This is a genomic window from Desulfovibrio aminophilus DSM 12254, assembly GCF_000422565.1.
Classification (GTDB): Bacteria; Desulfobacterota; Desulfovibrionia; order Desulfovibrionales; family Desulfovibrionaceae; genus Aminidesulfovibrio; species Aminidesulfovibrio aminophilus.
In genome coordinates this window covers 285,624-305,993 of sequence record NZ_KE383876.1, presented here as the reverse complement: position 1 = coordinate 305,993, position 20,370 = coordinate 285,624, and the positions used below count along the sequence as shown (strand labels likewise).

Below are 20,370 nucleotides of genomic sequence, written 5' to 3'. Positions count from 1 at the left end.
CCGTGGGCGGGAACATGGTCCGGGCCTCGGCCTGTCTCCTTCTTCTGGTTCTCCTCCTGCCGGGCTGCATCCGGCGGGAGGAGTCCGCCCCGCCCGACGTGGAGGCGGCCCGCGAGGCCCTGTCCAAGGGCTTCTACCTTGAGGCCGAAACGAGCTACGAGCGCTATCTTCAGAAAGAGCCCCAGGGGAGCTTCCGCCGGGAGGCCTGGGACCGGCTCCTGGACATCTCCCTGAACGTCAAGGGCGACGTGGACCGTTCGGTCATGCTTTTGGAGTCCATGGTCCTGGAGTTCGGCGGGGCCACCGCCACGGGTGAGGATCCGCTTTTTCTTCTGGGAGATCTCTACGAGCAGCAGGGCAACCGGGCCAAGGCCATGGAGACCTGGGAGAAGTGCCTGAAACTCACCGATGATCCGGAAAAAAGCGTGCCGGTGCGTATCCGTCTGGCCCGGGCCCAGCGCAACCAGCGCAACTTCGAGGCCGCTCAGGAAACCCTGGAGCGCTGCTCCCAGGAGGCCTCGACTCCGGCGCTCAAGGCCCGTTGCCTCTACGAGTCGGCCCAGAACGACACCTTCACCCAGAGCTTCGGCCGGGCCAAGACCTCCCTGGAGGAACTCCTGGCCCTGCCCGGGGTCGTCGACGAGACCCGGGCCCTGGCCGTGTTTCTTTTGGTGGACATATATGAGCAGGAGGGGCGTTTGCCCGAGGCGCGCAACCTTCTGGAATCCATCCGCGCAACCTATCCCAACCCGCTGGTGGTCGAGGCCCGGCTCAAGAGTCTGGGCAAGCGCTAGCCGCGCGCGGCCTCGGTTTCCGAGAAATAGCGTCCCGGCGTGGTCCCCAGGGCCCGCCGGAACATGGCGATGAACGCGCTCTGGCTCTCGTAGCCCAGATCCGGAGCCACGGAGGACACCGGTTCTCCGGCCGCCAGCTTGCGTAGCGCGGCCAGCAGCCGGGCCTGCCGCCTCCAGACCCGGAAGGTCAATCCCGTCTCCTTGTGGAACAGCCGCAGCAGCGTGCGGTCGGCGGCTCCGGCCCGCTCGGCCAGCTCGGGCAGTGTGCTGCGGTCCGCGGGATTCTCCAGCAGGCGGCGGCACACGACCGCCAGCCGCGGATCGTGGGGCATGGGCAGATGCAGGGGCTCCACCGTGGCGGTCCGCATCAGGTCCAGAATCACGGCCACCACCCGGGCTTCCGGGCCGTCCACGGGGTAGTCCGGAGGAAAGCCGCAGGCGTGGATCACGAGTTCGCGCAGCAGCGGCGACATGGGCGCCACCCGGCACTCCGGGGGCATCCACGGCGCCGCGTCCGGGTGGAAGAAGAGCGTTTTCAGGGTATAGGGCCCGTACACCCGCACATGGTGCTCCACCCCGGACGGAACCCAAAGACCCTGATGCGGCGGCGTGACCCAGATGCCCATGGAGGTGGTGATGGTCATGACCCCGGAGGCGGCATGCACGAGCTGGGCGCGGAAGTGGCTGTGGGGGACGTTGGCCATGCCCAGGCCCTGGCGGGAAAAGCCGATGATCGGCCGGAGCTGGTCCGTGTTGTTTCCCGGGTGGGAGGAAGGTGTTGTCTGTTTCGCGCTATTCTTCGTCATATTGTCGCGAGAAACTACAGCGGGGTTGGGCTAATGACAAGGTCGTCGGCCCCATTCCGGCCGATCGAACGCCTTGGGGAAGGATATTCATGAACCGTCGTCGCGTCCTGCTGCTGACCCTGGCCCACCTGTTCACGGACATCAACCAGGGCGCCCTGCCCGCCCTGCTGCCCCTGCTCATCGTCCGTCACGACCTGTCCTACGCCGCGGCCGCGGCCGTGGTTTTCTCCTCCAACGTCGCCTCCACCGTGGTCCAGCCCGCCTTCGGACATCTGGCCGACCGTATTTCCGGGCTCTGGCTTCTGCCCCTGGCCGTGATCCTGGCCTGCGTGGGCCTGGGAGCCACGGGCCTGGTCCCGAGCTATGCCCTGGTCCTTTCGGCGGCCCTGGTCTGCGGCACGGGAGTTGCCGCCTTCCACCCCGTCGCCGCCCGGCAGGTCAATCTCCTGGCCGGGGAGCAGAAGGCCGGGGCCATGAGCGTCTTCGGCGTGGGCGGCACCCTCGGCTTCACTCTGGGCCCCATCCTGGCCGCCGCGGCCTTGGGCTGGTGGGGCCTGGAGGGCTCGGCCGCCATGGCCGTTCCCGGCTGCATCGTGGCCCTGGTCGTGGCCGGGGTCTTCTCCCGCACCGGAGCGGCGGCGGCCGTCGGCGGCGGGAACAAGGCCGAAAAACCTTCGGGCCGCCCGGCCTGGGGCCCCTTCCTGCGGCTCGGCGGGGCCATCGTGGGCCGGTCCATGCTTTTCTTCGGCTACAACACCTTCATCCCGCTCTACTGGATGCACGTGCTCGGGCGATCCCAGCAGGACGGGGCCACGGCCCTGGCGGTCTTCGCGGGATCCACGGTGGTGGGCTCCCTGGCCGGGGGCCGTCTGGCCGACCGCCACAGCCAGCCCCGGATCATCCTGTATTGCTTCCTGTCCATGATCCCTCTGCTGCCCGCCTTCCTGCTCCTGGACACCCCGGCGGCGGCCCTGGGCGTCCTCGTGCTCCTGGGATTGGCCCTCTCCGTGCCCTACAGCGCCATGATCGTCCTCGGGCAGAGCTATCTGCCCGGCAAGGTGGGGCTGTCCTCCGGCGTGACCCTGGGGCTGGCGATCTCCATCGGCGGCATCGCCGCGCCGCTCATGGGCATGGTGGCCGACGCCCACGGCCTGCGTCCGGCCCTGGCTCTCACGATGGTCCTGCCGCTGTTCAGCGCGGCCATGTCCTGGGGCCTGCCCCGCGCCGAGGAGGCCACGGCGGAAGCCGCCCGCTGACCGTGCTTTCCGAGCCGACGGCAAATAAGAAGGCCCGCCGAAGCGGGCCTTTTTCTATTGAGGCGGAGGCTGCGAAGGTGCGTTCTACATCAGGGGCAGGTAGCGCTCCAGCTCGTAGTTGGTGACCTGGATGCGGTAACGGTCCCACTCGGCGATCTTGTTCTCGTAGAGCTTGGTGAAGATGTGCTCGCCCAGCGTCTCCTTGACCAGGGCGGACTTCTTCATGACCTGGGCGGCCTCCAGGAGGCTGCCGGGCAGGGACGTGATCTTGTTCTTCTTGAGGGTCTTCTCGTCCATGTGGAAGATGTCGGCCTCGATGGGCTCGCAGAGCTTGTAGCCTTCTTCCATGCCCTTGAGGCCGGCGGCCAGCATGACCGCGAAGGCCAGGTAGGGGTTGGCGGCCGGATCGGGGCAGCGCAGCTCCATGCGGGTGGCGGCTTCCTTGCCGGGCTTGTACATGGGCACGCGCACCAGGGACGAGCGGTTGCGGCGGGCCCAGGCCACGTACACCGGGGCCTCGTAGCCGGGCACCAGGCGCTTGTAGGAGTTGACCCACTGGTTGGTCACGCAGGCGAACTCGGGGGCGTGCTTGAGGATGCCCGCGATGTAGCTCTTGCCGTCGGCGGACAGGTGGTATTTGTCGTTGGCGTCGTAGAAGACGTTCTTGCCCTTCTTGAACAGGGACTGGTGGACGTGCATGCCGGAGCCGTTCTGGCCGAAGATGGGCTTGGGCATGAAGGTGGCGTAGCAGCCGTGCTTGCGGGCGATCTCCTTGACCACCACGCGGTAGGTCATGACCGTGTCGGCCATCTTGAGGCCCTCGGCGTAGCGCATGTCGATCTCATGCTGACTGGGGGCCACTTCGTGGTGGCTGTACTCGATGGCGATGCCCATGGCCTCGAGAGCGAAGATGATGTCGCGGCGGACGTTGTTGCCGAGGTCCAGGGGCGGGGCGTCGAAGTAGCCGCCGTGGTCCAGGATCTGGGTGCTTTTTTCGTCGGCGAAGAGGAAGAACTCCAGTTCGGGACCGGCGTAGAAGGTGTAGCCCTTCTGGGCGGCCTTGGCCAGGACGCGCTTCAGGCAGTAGCGGGAGTCGCCCACGTAGGGGGTGCCGTCGGGGTTGACGATGTCGCAGAACATCCGGGCCACCGGACGCTCGGTGGGCCGCCAGGAACAGATCTGGAAGGTGGTCGGGTCGGGCATGGCCACCATGTCGGACTCGTCGATGCGGCAGAAGCCGAGGATCGAGGAGCCGTCGAAGCCCATGCCCTCCTCGAAGGACGCCTCAAGCTCCTTGGGCGTGACCTGGAAGCTTTTCAGTGTGCCGAGGATGTCCATGAACCAGTACTGGATGAAGCTGACGTTGTAGTCCTTCACCGCCTTCATGACGTCGTCGGCGTTCTTGCACTTGAAAACGGGAATCTCCATATCCTTCCTCCACGTTTGTTGTTGCCGTCTCGACCGGGAAGTCCGGTTCGCAGTGACTAACAATCCTCGTGCCAAAGGTCGGTTGCGCTTTTTTTTCAGTTGGTTGTGATTTTTCGATGGGAGGAGGCCTTGAATTTCATGGGCAGGAAATGGCGTTTTTGTGAAAAAAAACTTCAGAAAAGCCAAAGGGCATGACAAAAACGTTAAATGACAATTGGCGCTTACAGGGGCAGGCTTTTGAGGTGTGACAATTTTGTTCAGTCCGACCGGATGTGGCGGAGAATCCACGCCGGCAGGGCGTCCGGGGCGTCGTCCAGGCGCGTGAGCCCGGCCCGGCGGGCCGCATCCTGGGCCGTCGCCAATTCCCCGGGCCGCACGGGACGGTCCAGAGGGGGAAATTCTCCGGCACGGCCGCACGGCCGATACTGGCCCATGACGTTCACGAAGGTCAACGGCGACAGCCCGGCCAGGAAATGCATCCATTCTCCGCTTCCAGCCAGTCCCTCGGGCAGGACCAGGTGCCGGACCAGCAGCCCCTTCCGCGCCAGACCCCGTTCGTCCAGTTCCAGGTCGCCCACCTGGCGGTGCATCTCGGCGATGGCCGCCCGCGCCGTCTCCGGGTAGTCCCGGGCCAGGAGGATGCGGGCCGCGACGTCCTGGTCCCAGACCTTGGCGTCGGGCATGAAGATGTCCACCACCCCGTCCAGCAGGGCCAGCGTCTCCAGCGACTCGTAGCCGCCGGAGTTCCAGACCAGTGGCAGGCGCAGGCCGTGCTCCAGGGCCGTGGGCAGGGCCTCCAGGATTTGCCCCGCCACGTGCGTGGGGCTCACGAGGTTGATGTTCTCCGCGCCTTGGGACTGGAGTTCCAGCATGACCCCGGCCAACTCCTCCGGCGAGGCCTCGATGCCTTCCAGGCATCCATCCGCGTCCGCGTGGCTGATGTCCCAGTTCTGGCAGAACACGCAGCCCAGGTTGCAGCCGGAGAAGAAGACGGTCCCGGAGCCGCCCCGGCCCACCAGCACGGACTCCTCGCCGTAGTGGAGCTGATACGAAGCCACCACCGCCCGCCGCCCGGCATGGCAGAACCCGGCTTCCCCGGCCGAACGGTCGACGCCGCACTTCCTGGGGCAAAGATCGCAGGCCGAGAGCCGGGCCAGGGCCGATTCGGCTCTTCGCCTCAGTTCATCCGCTCCGAGGCGGGCGTAGGACGGCTGCGTGGATTCCCCGGGCATGGTTCCGAGTATGTGCGAAAAGGACCGCTACGTCACCCCGCCCCCGTTGCCAAGGCCCCCGGGCGCGGCTAGAATTTCCCCCATGCCCTTGAAAAAACTGCTTCGCCGCTTCCGGGAGATCCACGCACCCCGGCTCACGGCCTGGGAACTCTGGAAATACGTCGGCCCGGGCCTGCTCGTCACGGTCGGCTTCATCGACCCCGGCAACTGGGCCTCCAACGTGGCCGCCGGGGCGGGCTACGGCTACGAGCTGCTCTGGATGGTCAGCCTGTCCACGGTCATGCTCATCGTGCTCCAGCACAACGCCGCCCACCTCGGCATCGCCACGGGCCTCTGCCTCTCCGAGGCCGCCACCCGCCATCTGTCCAAGCCTCTGTCCCGCGCGCTCCTGGGCTCGGCCGTGCTGGCCGCCGTGGCCACGGCCCTGGCCGAAATCCTCGGTGGAGCCATCGCCCTGTCCATGCTCTTCGGCCTGCCCATCCCCCTGGGCGCGGCCCTGACCACGGCCGTGGTGGTCTGGATGCTCTACTCCAACTCCTACCGGCGGCTGGAGAAATACATCATCGCCTTCGTCTCGCTCATCGGCCTCTGCTTCCTCTTCGAGTTGCACCTAGCCCCCATCGACTGGGGCCCGGCCATGCGCGGCTGGGTCACGCCCAGCCTGCCCGAGGGCTCCATGGTCATCGTCATGAGCGTGCTCGGGGCCGTGGTCATGCCCCACAACCTCTTTCTGCACTCCGAGGTGATCCAGAGCCGCCAGTGGAACCGCGAGTCGCCGGAGATCATCCAGCGCCAGCTCCGCTACGAGTTCCTGGACACCCTCTTCTCCATGGGCGTGGGCTGGGCCATCAACAGCGCCATGATCCTCGTGGCCGCGGCCACCTTCTTCGCCCAGGGCCTCCAGGTGGACGCCCTGGAGCAGGCCCAGGCCATGCTCGGCCCCCTGCTCGGGGACTCGGCGGCCCTGGTCTTCGCCCTGGCCCTGCTCATGGCCGGGATCTCCTCCAGCGTCACGGCGGGCATGGCCGGGGGCTCCATCTTCGCGGGCATCTTCGACGAGCCCTACGACATCAAGGACTTCCACAGCCGAGTGGGCGTGGGCCTGACCCTCTTCGGGGCCCTGGCCGCCATCTTCTTCGTCTCCGACCCCTTCCGGGGTCTGGTCGTGTCCCAGATGCTTCTTTCGGTGCAACTGCCCCTGACCATCCTGCTCCAGCTCATGCTGACCTCCTCGAAAAAAGTCATGGGCCCCTATGTGAATACCGCCTGGCACACCTTCGTGCTCGTCTGCATCGCCGTCGCCGTCATTGCATTGAACATGAAGCTGCTTTGGGATTCCCTATGATTCCGGCCCGTCCGTCCCGCCCTTGCCAAGGTGGCTTCAGGTGGCTATAGCCCAGCCGACATGAGCAAGAACCTGATCATCGTCGAGTCGCCGGCCAAGGTGAAGACCATCGGCAAGTTCCTGGGCAAGGACTACATGGTCGAAGCCTCCGTGGGACACGTGCGCGACCTGCCCGTGCGCGACCTGGGCGTGGACGAGGCCCAGGGCTTCGCCCCCCGCTACCAGGTCATCAAGGGCAAGGAAGAGGTGGTCAAGCGCCTCAAGGCCGCCGCCAAGAAGGCTGGGCAGGTCTTTCTGGCCCCGGACCCCGACCGCGAGGGAGAGGCCATCGCCTGGCACGTGGCCGAGCTCATCAAGGATGAGAACCAGAACCTTTCGCGCATCCAGTTCAACGAGATCACGCCCCGGGCCGTGCGCGAGGCCCTGGAGCACCCCCGCGAACTGAACGAGCGGCTCTTCGACTCCCAGCAGGCCCGCCGCGTCCTCGACCGACTCGTGGGCTACAAGATCAGCCCCATCCTCTGGAAGAAGGTCAAGCGCGGCATCTCCGCCGGGCGCGTGCAGTCCGTGGCCCTCAAGCTCATCGTCGAACGCGAGAAGCTCCGCCGGGCCTTCCGCCCCGAGGAGTACTGGCCGTTCAAGGCCCTGCTCGCCGCCGGGACGCCCCCGCCCTTCTGGACCGAACTCTGGAAGAACGACGGCAAGGCCGTGAAGCCCGGCTCGAATCCCATCGGCTCCGCCGCCGAGGCCGAGGCCCTGCACGAGGAGCTGTCCCGCGCCGACTTCCTCGTGGACTCCGTGGAGGAGAAGAAGCGCAAGCGTTCCCCCCTGCCGCCCTACATCACCTCCACCCTCCAGCAGGACGCCAACAACCGCCTGGGCTACCCGGCCAAGAAGACCATGACCATCGCCCAGCGTCTCTACGAAGGCGTGGACCTGGGCGATCGCGGCACGCTCGCGCTCATCACCTACATGCGTACCGACTCCGTGCGCATCGCGGACGAGGCCCGCGACGCCGCCCGCGACCTGATCCTGTCGCGCTTCGGCAAGGATTTTCTGCCCGCCAAGCCCCGGGCCTACAAGACCAAGGGCAGCGCCCAGGACGCCCACGAAGCCATCCGCCCGGTGGACGTGACCCTGAGCCCCGACCAGCTCAAGCCGCTCCTGCCAGCGGACCAGTTCCGCATCTACTCCCTCATCTGGCAGCGCTTCGTGGCCTCCCAGATGGCCGACGCCGAGTTCTGGGACACCACCGTCACCGTCCGCGCCGCCAAGACCCTCTGGCGGACCAAGGGCGAACGCCTGCTCTTCCCCGGCTTCCTGGCCGCCCAGGCCAAGGTGGCCAAGAAGGACGCCGAGTCCGCCGAGCCCGAGGCCGAGGAGGCCGCCACCGCCGACCTGCCCAAGCTGGCCCCCGGCGACCGCCTGGACGTCCGCGAGATCCGCAAGGAACAGAAATTCACCACCCCGCCCGCCCGCTACTCCGAGGCCTCGCTGGTCAAGGAGCTGGAGGAGCTGGGCATCGGGCGGCCCTCGACCTACGCGGCCATCATTTCCACCATCCAGGACCGCGAGTACGTGCGCCTGGAGGAGAAGCGCTTCGCCCCCAGCGAATTGGGCGTCACGGTCAGCGACCAGCTCTCCGAGCACTTCCCCGAGCTCATGGACGTGGGCTTCACCGCCGACATGGAGAACAAGCTCGACGCCGTGTCCGAGGGCAAGCAGGACTGGACCGCGCTCATCCGCCATTTCGCCGAGGGCTTCTATCCCCTCCTGGAAAAGGCCCAGAAGGAGATGACCCGCATCAGCCAGGACACCGGCGTGGTCTGCGATATCTGCGGCAAGCCCATGGCCGTGAAGTTCGGCAAGACCGGCGAGTTCCTGGGCTGCACCGGCTACCCGGACTGCAAGAGCATCAAGAACTTCACCCGCGACGCGAACGGCGCCATCGTGGTCCAGGAGCGCGGCCAGAACCAGGTCACGGACATCACCTGCGACCTCTGCGGCAAGCCCATGCTCGTCAAGTCCGGCTCCCGGGGCGAGTTCCTGGGCTGCTCCGGCTACCCCGACTGCAAGGGCATCAAGAACTTCACCCGCGACGAGAACGGCGCCATCGTGGTCCGCGAGGCCGCCGCCCAGGAAGTCGTGGGCAAGTGCCCCAAGTGCGGCAAGGATCTCCTGCTCAAGACCGCCCGCACCGGCTCGCGCTTCATCGCCTGCTCCGGCTACCCGGACTGCGACTACACCGAGCCCTTCCGCACCGGCGTCAAATGCCCCAACCCGGGCTGCGACGGCGAACTCGTGGAGAAAAGCTCCCGCCGGGGCAAGGTCTTCTACTCCTGCTCCCGCTACCCCAAGTGCGACTACGCCACCTGGGACTGGCCCATCGCCGAGACCTGCCCGGACTGCGGGCACCCCGTCCTCGTCCGCAAGCACACCAAGGCCAAGGGCCAGATCATCGCCTGCCCCAAAAAGGGCTGCTCCTACTCCCGGCCTGTCGACGAGTAGGAAGCCTCCGGCGGCCGGGCTCCGCCCGGGCCCGCCAGGGGCCTCAGGCCCCTGGACCCCCGATGGTGTCGCGGCCGCGACACGGGTCGGGACTTGTCAGGATGTTCGGGCGTCCTATACAGTCCGGTGCGGAATCGGTTCCACAAAGGAGTCGTCATGCATCGGCTGATCCTTGCGCTGCTTCTGCTGTCCGTCCTCGGTGTCGGCTCTGCCTGGGCCGTTGAATCCCCTTCTTCCGCCACGCGTCCGCTCACCAAGGAGCAAGTGGAGTCCATGGTCCAGGACCAGGTGGACCAGGCCCTGCGCGCCCAACGGCCAAAATGGGAAGACCGCATTGAGGCCTTGTCCCAGGAATACGCGGGCCGTGCCGCCGGGGATGTGAAAAAGGGCGTGGACGATGCCTTGGAACAGGCCCGGATCGAAAACGCCAAGCTCGAAATCAAGGTCGATGAGGCGCATCGAAATCTGGATAGATGGTTCGGTTTTCTAACGTTATTAATCGCGGCTATATCCATCGCCTTGGGCTTCACGGCCTCTCGCGCTGTAAAAGACGCCAAGGCGCATGAAAAGGAAGCCCGCGCCATCCTGGGGGAGATCAACAAGTGTCACGCGGACGCACGGCAGAAAGTCCAGGACATTCAGGAACGTGTCGCCTCTCTCGATGCCCTTGCGGATAAGCCGCTCTCCCCTGAACAGCGTCATGAAGTTGCGGAATTGGCCGCTGATGATTCTGCACCGATGCTTCTCCGCCTGAAAGCCAAAGCGTATCAAGCTGGTGAGAGAAAAGACTGGGGGATGGCCCTGGATATGTGGAGGGCTTTGGCACGGCTCGATCCAGAGAATGCCATTTTTGCCTTCAATGCCGGGGTCACTGCGCATAAAATGGCGGGTATGAACCCTCTAGAAAATAGACAATATTTCAATGAGGCCGTTGAGTTTTATCGCCAAGCTCAATCCAAAGCGCCGACAGCGTGGGCGGCTTTTACCAACCACGGGGCCGCACTGGCGGAGTTGGCCAATCTTGCTCCTGATGCCGGGGAAAAGAAGCGTTTGCTGGATGAGGCCATCGGCTTGTACCGGCAGGCGCAGTCCAAGGCCCCGGAGGATGCCAACGGCTTCAGCAACCACGGGGCCGCACTGGCGGAGTTGGCCAAGCTTGCTCCTGCTGTTGAAGAAAAGAAGCGCTTGCTGGATGAGGCCATTGGCCTGTACCAGCAGGCCCAGTCCAAGGCCCCGGAAAATGCCGACGCCTTCTATAACCATGGGAGCGCCCTATTATCCCTCTCCATGTTGGAACAATCAGGAAAGGAAACAATATTGCAGGAAGCAGAACGTCTTCTTAATAAGGCTTATTGCTTGTCGCGCGACACGAGAATGGGATATAATTTTGCCTGTCTGTGGGCCTTACGGGACAATGAGGAGAATTGCCGTCAGTGGCTTGAAAAAGCTCGGGAGTGGATTCAACAGAATTGCGCACAATTCAGCGCGGATGCCGAATTTGATTCCATGCGCGATAAGAAGTGGTTCCAAGACTTCGTGGCCGAGGTTTGTCCCGATGGGGAGGGCCCTGGAGACTGCAAGGAACCAAAGTCTTCGTAGGGAGTAATGGCGCGCTTTCCCCACATCCTGCTCGGGCTGTACCTGGTCTGGTTCGCGGTTCTGGCCGTGGAGCCGGTGTCGCGGGAGGTCTGGGTCGCGGAAGCGCTCCCGGCGGCGGGGATCGTATCGTTCCTGGCGTTGACCTGGCGGCGTTTCCGGTTCTCCAATTTGGCCTATGGGCTCATGGCCTTCTGGATATTCTGGCATACGCTCGGCGCGCACTACACCTTCGCCCTGGTCCCCTTCGGCTGGATCACGGACCTGTTCGGCTTTCAGCGCAACCACTTCGACCGCGTGGCCCATTTCGCGGTGGGCCTTTTCGCCTATCCCATCCTGGAGTACGTGACCCGGCGGGGGCTGGCCCGGCGCTGGGCGGGCTACGTCCTGGCCCTGGCCGTGGTCATGGCCGTGGCCGCGGGCTACGAGATCGTGGAGTGGTGGTTCGCGGTCCTGGCCGGGGGCGACGCCGGACCGGCGTTCCTGGGTACTCAGGGCGACCCCTGGGACGCCCAGAAGGACATGCTGGCCGACACCCTCGGCGCGCTTTTCGCCTTGCTTCTGTTTCGTCTTGCCGGACCCCGGCCCGGCAAGGCATGATGGGCGTCGAAGGAGTCTTTCACCATGCACAAATTCGGAGTCGTGGCCCTGATGGGGCCGCCCAATGCGGGCAAGAGCACGTTGATGAACGCCTATCTGGGCCAGAAGGTGGCCATCGTCTCGCCCAAGCCGCAGACCACGCGCAACCGCATCAGCGGCATCCTCACGCGGGACGACGCGCAGATCGTGTTTCTGGACACGCCGGGCGTACACCGGTTGAGGGGCCGGATGAACCGCTATCTGCTGGAGTCGGCCTGGCAGGCGCTGAGCGGCGCGGACGCGGCCGTGGTCCTGCTGGACGGCGCGCACTACGCGGCCAAGCCCGGAGCCATGGAATCCGACGTCAAGCCGCTGGTGGAGCCCTTGAAGGGCTACGGCGGGCCGGTGATCGTGGGCGTGAACAAGGTGGACGCGGTCAAGGACAAGTCCCGGCTTTTGCCGGTGATGGAGGCCGCCGGGCGGTTCTTCCCCGGGGCCGAGATCGTGCCCATGTCCGCGCTTTCCGGTGACGGCCGGGAGGTGTTGCTGGAGCGGGCGCTTGCGCATCTGCCCGAGGGCCCGGCCATGTATCCCGAGGACCAGATTTCCACCGCCCCGGTGCGCTTCCTGGTGGCCGAGATCGTGCGCGAAAAGCTCTTCCTGGAGCTGCGCCAGGAGCTGCCCTACTCCACGGCCGTGGAGATCGAGCACTGGGAGGAGGACGGCGACCGGGTGCGGATCAACGCCGTGATTTACGTGGCCCGGGACACGCACAAGTCCATGGTCATCGGCAAGGGCGGGGCCATGCTCAAGAAGGTGGGCACCGAGGCCCGGGCCGAGATCGAGGAGCTGCTGGGCCAGAGGGCGCACCTGGAGCTGTGGGTCAAGGTGCGCGAGGACTGGACCGAGGATCCGGGCTTTCTGCGGGCTCTGGGCCTGGGGGAGTGATTTTTCCGGCGAGTGAGCGATAACACACCGCCGTCGCTGGCTTTTTCGTGGACAGCGGCGGCGGGTGTGTTTTATGCGGAACCCAGCGTGTCGTTCACGGCATGCTGGGAGGACCGTCATGTTCGCGCGCCATTTTTTCTTTTTCCTGCCTCTTCTGATCCTCTCTTGCGCCCTGGCGGCCTGTGCGCCCAGGACCAGCCGCCCCACGATCGACCCGAAGCAGACCGCCGACGAGGTTCTCATCCAGAAGGAGCTGGTGGCTCGCGATTACGCCGAGCGTGAGCGCCGGTTGCACCGGGTCGCGGCCCCCCTGCTGATGCGCAACGCCGATCTGTGCGGCGACAAGGTGAAGGGTTTCACCGGTCTGTACGTGGCGCAACGAGACGCCTTCGAGGATGAATGGCGCTCGTCGGTGTCCAAGATCTACGGCCTGGACGGCAGGATCCATGTGGTTGAGGTGTTGCCGGACACGCCCGCGGAGCGCGTCGGGGTGCGCGTGGGCGACGTGGTGCTGGCCCTCGACGGAACGGAGCTGACCCAGAACCGGAAGGGATTGTACCGGTTTCAGGAAGCTATGGAGGACCAGGCGGACAAGGGAGCCTTTTCGCTCACCCTGGAGCGTGACGGCGCGCGCCAGGAGGTCCGGGTGACGCCGGTTCCGGCCTGCGACTATCCGGTGGTCTTCGAGGGCAAGGAGGAAGTCAACGCCTACGCCACCGGCACGCATATCCTCATCACCAAGGGCATGGTCCGCTTCTGCGGGAAGGACGACGAACTGGCCGTGGCCATGGCCCACGAACTGGCCCACAACACCATGGGACACATCGACGCCCAGGCCGCCAACCGGATGGCCGGGACCGCGGTGGACGCGGTCTTCGCCGTGTTGGGGGTGCGGACGAACCGGGCCTTCACCCGTCTGGGGGACGGGGCCTTCTCCCAGGAGTTCGAGCACGAGGCCGACTATGTGGGGCAATACTATGCGGCCCGGGCGGGGTTCGACATCAGCGTGGCCGGAGAATTCTGGAGGCGCATGGCCGTGGACAGTCCGGAGGCCATCACCGAGAGCTATACGCACCCCACCACTCCCGAGCGCTATGTGGCCTTGGAGGCCGCCCGGGCCGAGATCGAGCGGAAGAAGGCCCTGGGCGAGCCCCTGGTGCCGGAGATGAAGCCTTCGCCCTCCCCCGCCGAGCCCGCCAAGGCCGAAACGAAGAAGAAACGCTAGACGCGTTGGGCCGGGCCGAAGGCCCTCAGCGGATGTAGTTGGGCAGGTTGAGGAAGAGTTCGCGGGTGTAGGTGACCATCTTGTCCATGATCCAGGGGAAGGCGACCAGAAGCGCCAAAAAAATGGCGACGATCTTGGGCACCATGGTCAGGGTCATTTCCTGAATCTGGGTGGCGGCCTGGATCACGCTGACGAGGACGCCCACGGCCATGCCCACGCCGAGCATGGGCAGGGAGATGAGCAGGGTCAGCTCGATGGCCTGTCGGGCGAAGCCGATGACGAATTCCGGGGTCATGCCTGCTCCGTCATTGGAATGTGTTCACCAGCGAGCCCACCAGCAGCGACCAGCCGTCCACCAGGATGAAGAGCAATATCTTGAACGGCAGCGAGATCATCACCGGCGGGAGCATCATCATGCCCATGGACAGGAGGATGCTGGCCACCACCATGTCCAGGATGAGGAACGGGATGTAGATGAGGAAGCCGATGGTGAAGCCGGTCTTCAGCTCGGAGATGGTGTAGGCCGCCACGAGCAGGATGGTCGGCACCTGCTCCTTGTTCTCCGGCCGGGGTTCGCCGGTGATGGAGTAGAAGATCGAGAGGTCCTTTTCGCGGGTGTGCTTGAAGAGGAAGGCCCGGACGGGCTTCTGGGCCGAGTCCAGGGCCTGCTGGAAGCCGATCTTTTCCTCGGTGTAGGGCTTGATGGCGTCGTTGTAGACCGCCTTGCCCACGGGCATCATGATCACGCAGGTCATGAAGATGGCCAGGCTGGCCAGGATCTGGTTCGGCGGCATCTGCTGGGTGCCCATGGCCTGGCGCAGGAAGTGGAAGACCACGATGATGCGCGTGAAGGAGGTCATGGTCAGGACGATGGCCGGGGCCACCGAGAGAATCGTCAGCAGAAAGAGGATTTCCAGCAGGACCGAGATCTTGCCGGGCTCGGCCTGACCGGCGGAGAGCTGCATGGTCAGGGACGGGGCCTGCTGGGCCAGGGCCGGGGCGGCCCAGAGGGCGACCAGTCCCAGGCTAAGCAGGATCGTCGGGAGAGCTTTTCCGGCCCTGTTCGTCCAGGATACGGGAGAAGCCTGCGCCTTGTGCCGGAGCATCCGTGGTCTCCGCCTCCGCCAGGAGGCTGATCTGCTGTTCGGTGACGCCGAGGACCAGGGTCTTGCCGAGAACCCGGACCACGGCCACGCTTTGCCGGTTGCCGAGAAAGAGCCGTCCCAGGAGGGCGGGAGCCGCGCCGCCCCTGGCCCGGGTCAGGGACGCGGGACCGAAGCGGCGCACGAGATAGAATCCCAGAAAGATCAAGGCCAGGACCAGGGAAAGCGCCGCCGCCATGCTCAGGACCGAGCCCAGCAGGCTCGCGTCCGGGATGGGCGGCAGGGCGGCCGTGGCGTTGGCGGCGTCAGCCAAGCTGCTTCACCCGTTCGATGGGGCTGATGATGTCGGTCAGGCGCACGCCGAACTTCTCGTTGATGACCACGGCCTCGCCGCGGGCCACCAGCTTGCCGTTGACGTAGATCTCCAGGGGTTCGCCGGCCAGCTTGTTCAGCTCCACCACCGAGCCCTGGCCCAATTGCAGGAGTTCGTTGATCAGGAGCTTGGTGCGGCCCAGCTCGGCGGAGACCTCCAGGGGGATGTCCAGGATGAAGTCCAGATCCCTCTTGGTGCCCTCGCGGCCGCTCTTGGCCTCCTTGGTGAGATCCTTGAGCTCGTGGTCCTTGGTCTTGGTCTTGAGGAACGCCTGTTCCTTTTCCTTCTTGATATCGTCCTCTTCCTGGGTGGCCAGGGCCGCGGCCCACTCGGCGGCCAGGGCGTCGTCGTCCTGGGCCTTGCCCGCGTCCTTGCCCGCGTCGGCGCTCTCGGTGAGGGCGTCGGCCCACTGCTGGGCCAGCTGGTCCTGATCCATCTCTTCAGCCATCGTTGTATCCTCGGTCTGCCGTTGGGCGCGGGCGCCGGAGTCCCGCCGTTGGGCGGTCCAGATGCAAGAAGCGTGCTACTGGATGACCATGTCGGTGAAATACACCTGGACGACCTTGCCGTTGCCGAGGATCAGGTTGAGCCGCTGCACGATGTCCTGCTTGAGCTGGATCTTGGCGTCCAAGGTGGACAGCTCCTGATAGGTCTTGCTGGACAGGAGCAGGAGCAGGGCGTCCTTGATCTTGGCCTCGTTCTTGGCGATTTCGGCCTTGGCCTCCACGTCCATGGCCAGCTTGAGGTAGCGGCGGCCCAGGGGATCGGCGAGGTTCACCAGGAACACGGGCAGGGAGACCACCTGGCCCTCGGCGGGCTTGGCCTCCTTGCCGTCCTTGCCCTGCCCCTCGGCCTGCGTCTGCTCGGCCTGGGCCGGGTCGGCCGGGGGCTTGGCCAGGAACTTCTTGTAGGCGAAGAAGCCGCCGCCGCCCAGAGCCAGCAGCAGCACGGCCAGGATGATCCACTTGATGAGGCCCTTTTTCTTCTTGGGCTTGTCCTGCTTGTTGTCGAGATCCTCGGCCACGGCGCCACCTCGTCCGGTTTCGTTTCGTTGTTCGTCTGCGCGGGACTGTACACGGATTCGTCCCGGCAGGAAAGCACACGGCCTATTGCGTCAGGTAGCCGCCAAGGGCCTGGTTGGTCTTGAGGAAGACCTCCACCCGGCGGTTTTTGGCCCGGCCCGCCGCGTCGTCGTCCGGGCTCAGGGGCCGGTTGGGACCATAGGCCGAGAGCGAGAAGCGCAGGGGCTCCATGCCCAGGGTCAGGAAGTAGTCCAGCACGGACGAGGCCCGCTCCCCGGACAGGGCGTAGCCCTCGGGGGCCCGGCCTTCCTCGGCGTCGGTGAACCCGGCCACGTTCACCGGCGAGCTGGTGTGCAGGATGAGCGGGGCAACCTGGGCCAGGATGGCCCGGGCGCCGGGGGTCAGCTCCGCGCCGCCGGGGGCGAAGAGCAGCTTGTCCGAGAAGATCAGGGCCACGCCTTCGTTGCGCGCCAGCACGCGCAGGTTCTCGTTCAGGGTGTTGCGGTCGATCTCCGGGGGCAGGACGTTGTCCGGGAAGAGCAGATCCTTGATCTTCTGCTCCTTGGAGAACACCTCCCAGGGCCGTTCCACCAGGTCCAGGACCATCTGGATGTTGCGCGGGGCCTTTCCGGCCGTCCTGCGGGCCAGGGCGGCGTGCTGGGCGGAGTAGATGGAGACGCGGGAGATGAAGCTCTGGTCCATGGAGGACATGGCCAGCAGGAGCACGAAGAAGGTCAGCAGCAGGGTGACCACGTCGCCGTAGGTCAGCATCCACTCCTGCTTGGGCTTGTCGGCGGGCTTTTTCTCGCGCGGCGGCACGGCCTACCTCCCCGGCTCCGGGGCCGTGGCGTTGACCTGGAAGCGGAAGCCCTGGAACTCGATGGCCTCCACCGGCTTCCTGATCTCCGACTCGCGCAGGGGTTGGCCCGGCAGGAGATCTTTTTCGATGGGGTTGCGCAGGTCCAGGACCAGGTCCACGCGGCGGTTCTTGTCCCGCTCCTTGGGGTCGTTGTTGTTGAAGCGCGGGCGATAGCGTCCGAAGGCCTCCATGCGCAGCTTGTCCGGGTCGGCCCCGCCTTCCAGGAGGAAGCGGTACACGGCCAGGGAACGGTTCAGGGAGAGCCGCCAGGAGAGGTCCGGAACCTGGGACTCCCGCTCGGGGCGGTATTCCGCGCCCAGTTCGTCGCGCAGGGTGGAGGTGTGTCCGGCCACGAGCACCGGATGGGGCACCTCCTTGATCACCGGCAGGGTGCGCTCGAGCAGGGTGCGGCCGTCGGGGGTGAGTTCGGCGGAGCCGGGGGCGAAGAGGGCGTCGCCCTCGATGGAGAGCACCTGGACCACCTTGTTGGACTCGAAGCGCAGATCGGCCCCGGCTTCTTCCCAGAGCATGTTCTTGAGCGGTTCGAAGTCCTTGATGCCCTCCATGGGGCCGGGCTCCACGGTGCGGCGGTTGTCGGAGCGGGCCAGAACCTCGGTGCTGCGGTCCAGGAAGCCCATGCTGCCGAAGACCGAGCCCAACACCACGAGTTTGCGCGACTCGTCGATCTTGGCCATGCTCACCAGGAGCACGAAGAAGGTCAGCATGAGCGTGACGCAGTCCCCGTAGGTCAGCACCCACAGGGGGACGTCCTCGCTCTCGGGGGGCTTTTTCTTCCTGGGGCCGGCCATGGGCCTCCTAATCCGACTTCCTGCGCTCCCTGGGAGCCAGGTAGCTGTTGAGCTTTTCCTCGATGATCCTCGGGTTCTCGCCCTTGGAGATGGAGAGCACGCCCTCCATGATCATCTCGCGCACCAGGATTTCCTCCTTGCTGCGCAGCTTGAGCTTGCCGGACATGGGGTTGAGCAGGAGGTTGGCCAGGACCGCGCCGTAGAAGGTTGTGATCAGGGCCACGGCCATGGCCGGGCCGATGCTCGACGGGTCGGACATGGTCTGGAGCATCTGCACCAGGCCGATGACCGTGCCGATCATGCCCAGGGCCGGAGCCAGGGAGCCCATGGTGGCCAGCATGTTGGCCCCGGTTTCGTGGCGGTCCTCCAGGTGGCTCACCTCGGTCTGGAGGATCTCTTGGATGGTCTGGGGCTCCAGGCCGTCCACGGTGAGCTGGAGGCCCTTGCGCAGGAATTCGTCCTTGATGTCCTTGAGCAGCGGCTCCAGGGCCAGGATGCCCTCGCGGCGGGCGCGGTTGGCGAACTCCATGAACATGGTGATGATCTGCGTGGGCGGTTGGCTCTTGGTCTGGAAGGTCTGCTTGATGACCCGGATGACGCCGAGCATGTGCGGCAGGGGGTAGTTGACCAAGGTGGCGCCCACGGTGCCGCCGATCACGATGAGCATGGACGGCACGTCCACGAAGGTCATGAGCGAGCTGCCGGACATGATGCCCGAGATCACCAGCCCGAAGGCCAGGACGATGCCGATGACGGTTGCCAGGTCCATAGTCGCTCGCGTTTACCGGTTCGAGTAGTCCCTCTGGCCGAAGATGCGGGTGCCGATGCGCACCAGGGTGGCGCCCTCGGCGATGGCCGCCGCGAAGTCTCCGGTCATGCCCATGGACAGGTGCGGCAGGCCCATGGACAGCCGCCGCTCCAGATCCTCCTTCAGCTCCCGGGCCCTGGCGAAGAACGGCCGGGCCCGTTCCGGGTCGTCGAAGAACGGCGGCAGGACCATCAGGCCCTTGAGCCGCAGGGCGGGCATCGCAGTCACGGCCTCGGCCAGGGCCGGAAGCTCGGCCTCCGAGACCCCGTGCTTCTGCTCCTCGCCCGCGCTGTTCACCTGCAGGAGCACGTCCTGGACCACCCCGCGCTCGGCGGCCTTGCGGTCCACCGCCTCGGCCAGGCGGAGCGAGTCCACGGCGTGGATCAGGGCGCACTCCCCGGCCACCAGCTTGGCCTTGTTGCGCTGCAATCCGCCCACGAAATGCCATTCGATGGGCAGATGCGCCAGCTCCTCGCGCTTGTCCTTGGCCTCCTGGGCGTAGGACTCGCCGAAGACCCGCTGTCCCGCCGCGAACAACGCGGCCACGTCCGAGGCCGGATGCGTCTTGGAGATGGCCACCAGGGCCACCTCCGCGGGGTCGCGTCCGGCCAGCCTCGCCGCCTCGGCCATGTCCTCCCGCGCGCGGGCCAGATTTTCCACCAGCTGTCGCGCGCGTTCTTCCAGTTCCATCGTCTTATCGACCCGTTAGGAAATTGGTTTACCGATCCGGCCGGTTTTTTTCAGCAAACCGGCCCGGCCCTCAGCGTCCCATTCGCCGCTCGGCCGCGTCCCTGGCCCAAAGCCCGGCCAATACGGCTCCCGCCTGGGCCACGTTCAGGGAGTCGAACTCCCGGGCGAAGGGGATGAAGATATCCTCATCGCAGCGTCCGGCCACGCCGGGGCGCACACCCTTGTCCTCGTTGCCCAGAACCAGCACGGCGGGCAGCCGCAGTCCCGGCAGGAAGGCGTCCCGCGCCCCCTCCGAGCGTTTGGCGCAGTAGAGGGCGAAGCCCTCCTCCGCCAGCCGCCCCAGGGCCTGGGAGACGTTCGTCACCTTGGCCACGGGCAGCTTGAGCAGGGCCCCGGAGCTGGCCCGCACGGCCGCCGCGCCCAGATAGGCCCCCTCGTGCTTGGCCACCACGAGTCCGGCCGCGCCCAGGGCGTAGAGGGTGCGCGCCAGCACGCCCACGTTGCCCGGATCCTGGACTTGGTCCAGGACCACGATGAGCGGCAGAGGGGCCTCCCGGGCCAGGGCCATGAGGTCCGGAAGGTCCGTGAAGGTCAATCCGGCCACCCGGGCGGCCACGCCCTGGTGGTTGCCGGGAAAGATCCGGTCCAGTTCGGCCGCGTCCACGAAGCGGTGGCGCAGGTTCAGACGTTTGCATTCGTCGATCAGGGGCTGTAGGGCCTGGTCGCGGCCCTTGCGGAAATAGAGCGCGTCCACTCTTCCGGGTTCGCGTTCCAGCAGCTCCCGCACCGGTTTTCTCCCGGCCACCAAGGTCTGTTCGTCGGTCATCGCATCATCCGTCTTTCCGGTCGGTTGCGCCGCCTCCCAGGCTCGGGAAGGGGCGTCGCGCCTTGATTATCCGTGTTAAGCCCTTTCGCTTTCGCTTGCAATCCGTTGCCGCATCGGGTAGGCAGTGCGAAATTATCCGGCCATTCACGGCCTTGGCGCCCTT

21 protein-coding genes are annotated in these 20,370 nt (G+C 65.9%); 8 read left to right on the top strand and 13 right to left on the bottom strand.

Annotated features, from left to right (window positions below; genetic code table 11):
- Positions 1-2 precede the first annotated feature (2 nt).
- Positions 3-794: a tetratricopeptide repeat protein gene (locus H587_RS19255; RefSeq protein ID WP_156904597.1), complete on the top strand. Its 792-nt coding sequence runs from the start codon at positions 3-5 to the stop codon at positions 792-794.
- Here the strand turns inward: H587_RS19255 and H587_RS0115860 are convergent.
- A complete protein-coding gene (locus H587_RS0115860) occupies positions 791-1,600 on the bottom strand; it encodes an AraC family transcriptional regulator (protein ID WP_156904596.1) in 810 nt (269 codons plus the stop codon). The genes H587_RS19255 and H587_RS0115860 overlap by 4 nt on opposite strands.
- 89 nt (positions 1,601-1,689) lie before the next feature.
- Here H587_RS0115860 and H587_RS0115855 point away from each other — a divergent pair, with 89 nt between their 5' ends.
- Positions 1,690-2,856: an MFS transporter gene (locus H587_RS0115855; RefSeq protein ID WP_027177062.1), complete on the top strand. Its 1,167-nt coding sequence runs from the start codon at positions 1,690-1,692 to the stop codon at positions 2,854-2,856.
- 84 nt (positions 2,857-2,940) lie between these two features.
- Here H587_RS0115855 and H587_RS0115850 read toward each other — a convergent pair whose 3' ends face one another.
- A complete protein-coding gene (locus H587_RS0115850; RefSeq protein WP_027177061.1) occupies positions 2,941-4,284 on the bottom strand; it encodes a glutamine synthetase family protein in 1,344 nt (447 codons plus the stop codon).
- 257 nt (positions 4,285-4,541) lie between these two features.
- Positions 4,542-5,516, bottom strand: a complete 975-nt coding sequence (locus H587_RS19250) for a radical SAM protein (protein ID WP_034609642.1) — start codon at positions 5,514-5,516, stop codon at positions 4,542-4,544.
- Positions 5,517-5,598: 82 nt separating this feature from the next.
- On the opposite strand from H587_RS19250, the gene H587_RS0115840 reads away from it, so the two are divergent.
- The 6 genes from H587_RS0115840 (at position 5,599) to H587_RS19245 (ending at position 13,717) form a co-directional block, all read left to right on the top strand.
- Entirely contained in the window at positions 5,599-6,861 is a 1,263-nt protein-coding gene (locus H587_RS0115840; RefSeq protein ID WP_034609640.1) for an Nramp family divalent metal transporter, read from the top strand.
- A gap of 60 nt (positions 6,862-6,921) precedes the next feature.
- Positions 6,922-9,369 (top strand): type I DNA topoisomerase, encoded by a 2,448-nt coding sequence (gene topA, locus H587_RS0115835; protein WP_027177059.1) that lies wholly within the window; start codon positions 6,922-6,924, stop codon positions 9,367-9,369.
- Positions 9,370-9,525: 156 nt separating this feature from the next.
- Positions 9,526-10,968 carry a TPR end-of-group domain-containing protein gene (locus H587_RS0115830; protein ID WP_027177058.1) on the top strand — a complete coding sequence of 481 codons (1,443 nt, stop codon included), beginning with the start codon at positions 9,526-9,528 and terminating at the stop codon, positions 10,966-10,968.
- Positions 10,969-10,974: 6 nt separating this feature from the next.
- Complete coding sequence (locus tag H587_RS0115825; protein ID WP_027177057.1) at positions 10,975-11,565, top strand: DUF2238 domain-containing protein; 591 nt, start codon at positions 10,975-10,977, stop codon at positions 11,563-11,565.
- A 24-nt stretch (positions 11,566-11,589) separates the two neighbouring features.
- The gene (gene era, locus H587_RS0115820) at positions 11,590-12,492 is read left to right on the top strand and encodes a GTPase Era (RefSeq protein ID WP_027177056.1); all 903 of its coding nucleotides are present in this window, start codon (positions 11,590-11,592) and stop codon (positions 12,490-12,492) included.
- Between the two features lie 118 nt (positions 12,493-12,610).
- On the top strand, positions 12,611-13,717 hold the full coding sequence (locus tag H587_RS19245) for a M48 family metallopeptidase (protein WP_051203030.1): 1,107 nt from the start codon (positions 12,611-12,613) through the stop codon (positions 13,715-13,717).
- 25 nt (positions 13,718-13,742) lie between these two features.
- Here the strand turns inward: H587_RS19245 and fliQ are convergent, their stop codons facing one another.
- From fliQ to H587_RS19240, 10 genes are all read right to left on the bottom strand, one after another.
- Complete coding sequence (gene fliQ / locus H587_RS0115810; RefSeq protein ID WP_027177055.1) at positions 13,743-14,012, bottom strand: flagellar biosynthesis protein FliQ; 270 nt, start codon at positions 14,010-14,012, stop codon at positions 13,743-13,745.
- A 10-nt stretch (positions 14,013-14,022) separates the two neighbouring features.
- Positions 14,023-14,823, bottom strand: a complete 801-nt coding sequence (gene fliP / locus H587_RS0115805; protein WP_051203028.1) for a flagellar type III secretion system pore protein FliP — start codon at positions 14,821-14,823, stop codon at positions 14,023-14,025.
- On the bottom strand, positions 14,744-15,133 hold the full coding sequence (gene fliO, locus H587_RS0115800) for a flagellar biosynthetic protein FliO (RefSeq protein ID WP_027177053.1): 390 nt from the start codon (positions 15,131-15,133) through the stop codon (positions 14,744-14,746). Before fliO ends, fliP begins: the two co-directional genes overlap by 80 nt.
- A complete protein-coding gene (gene fliN / locus H587_RS0115795; protein ID WP_027177052.1) occupies positions 15,126-15,641 on the bottom strand; it encodes a flagellar motor switch protein FliN in 516 nt (171 codons plus the stop codon). The genes fliO and fliN overlap by 8 nt, the downstream gene beginning before the upstream one ends.
- 75 nt (positions 15,642-15,716) lie before the next feature.
- Positions 15,717-16,217: a flagellar basal body-associated FliL family protein gene (locus H587_RS0115790; protein ID WP_027177051.1), complete on the bottom strand. Its 501-nt coding sequence runs from the start codon at positions 16,215-16,217 to the stop codon at positions 15,717-15,719.
- 82 nt (positions 16,218-16,299) lie between these two features.
- Positions 16,300-17,034: an OmpA/MotB family protein gene (locus H587_RS0115785; protein WP_027177050.1), complete on the bottom strand. Its 735-nt coding sequence runs from the start codon at positions 17,032-17,034 to the stop codon at positions 16,300-16,302.
- A 3-nt stretch (positions 17,035-17,037) separates the two neighbouring features.
- Positions 17,038-17,883: an OmpA/MotB family protein gene (locus tag H587_RS0115780; RefSeq protein WP_027177049.1), complete on the bottom strand. Its 846-nt coding sequence runs from the start codon at positions 17,881-17,883 to the stop codon at positions 17,038-17,040.
- A gap of 7 nt (positions 17,884-17,890) precedes the next feature.
- A complete protein-coding gene (locus H587_RS0115775) occupies positions 17,891-18,652 on the bottom strand; it encodes a motility protein A (RefSeq protein WP_027177048.1) in 762 nt (253 codons plus the stop codon).
- A gap of 12 nt (positions 18,653-18,664) precedes the next feature.
- Positions 18,665-19,375 carry a YggS family pyridoxal phosphate-dependent enzyme gene (locus H587_RS0115770; protein WP_027177047.1) on the bottom strand — a complete coding sequence of 237 codons (711 nt, stop codon included), beginning with the start codon at positions 19,373-19,375 and terminating at the stop codon, positions 18,665-18,667.
- Positions 19,376-19,451: 76 nt separating this feature from the next.
- Positions 19,452-20,207, bottom strand: a complete 756-nt coding sequence (locus tag H587_RS19240; protein ID WP_034609635.1) for a TrmH family RNA methyltransferase — start codon at positions 20,205-20,207, stop codon at positions 19,452-19,454.
- Between the last annotated feature and the right edge of the window lie 163 nt (positions 20,208-20,370).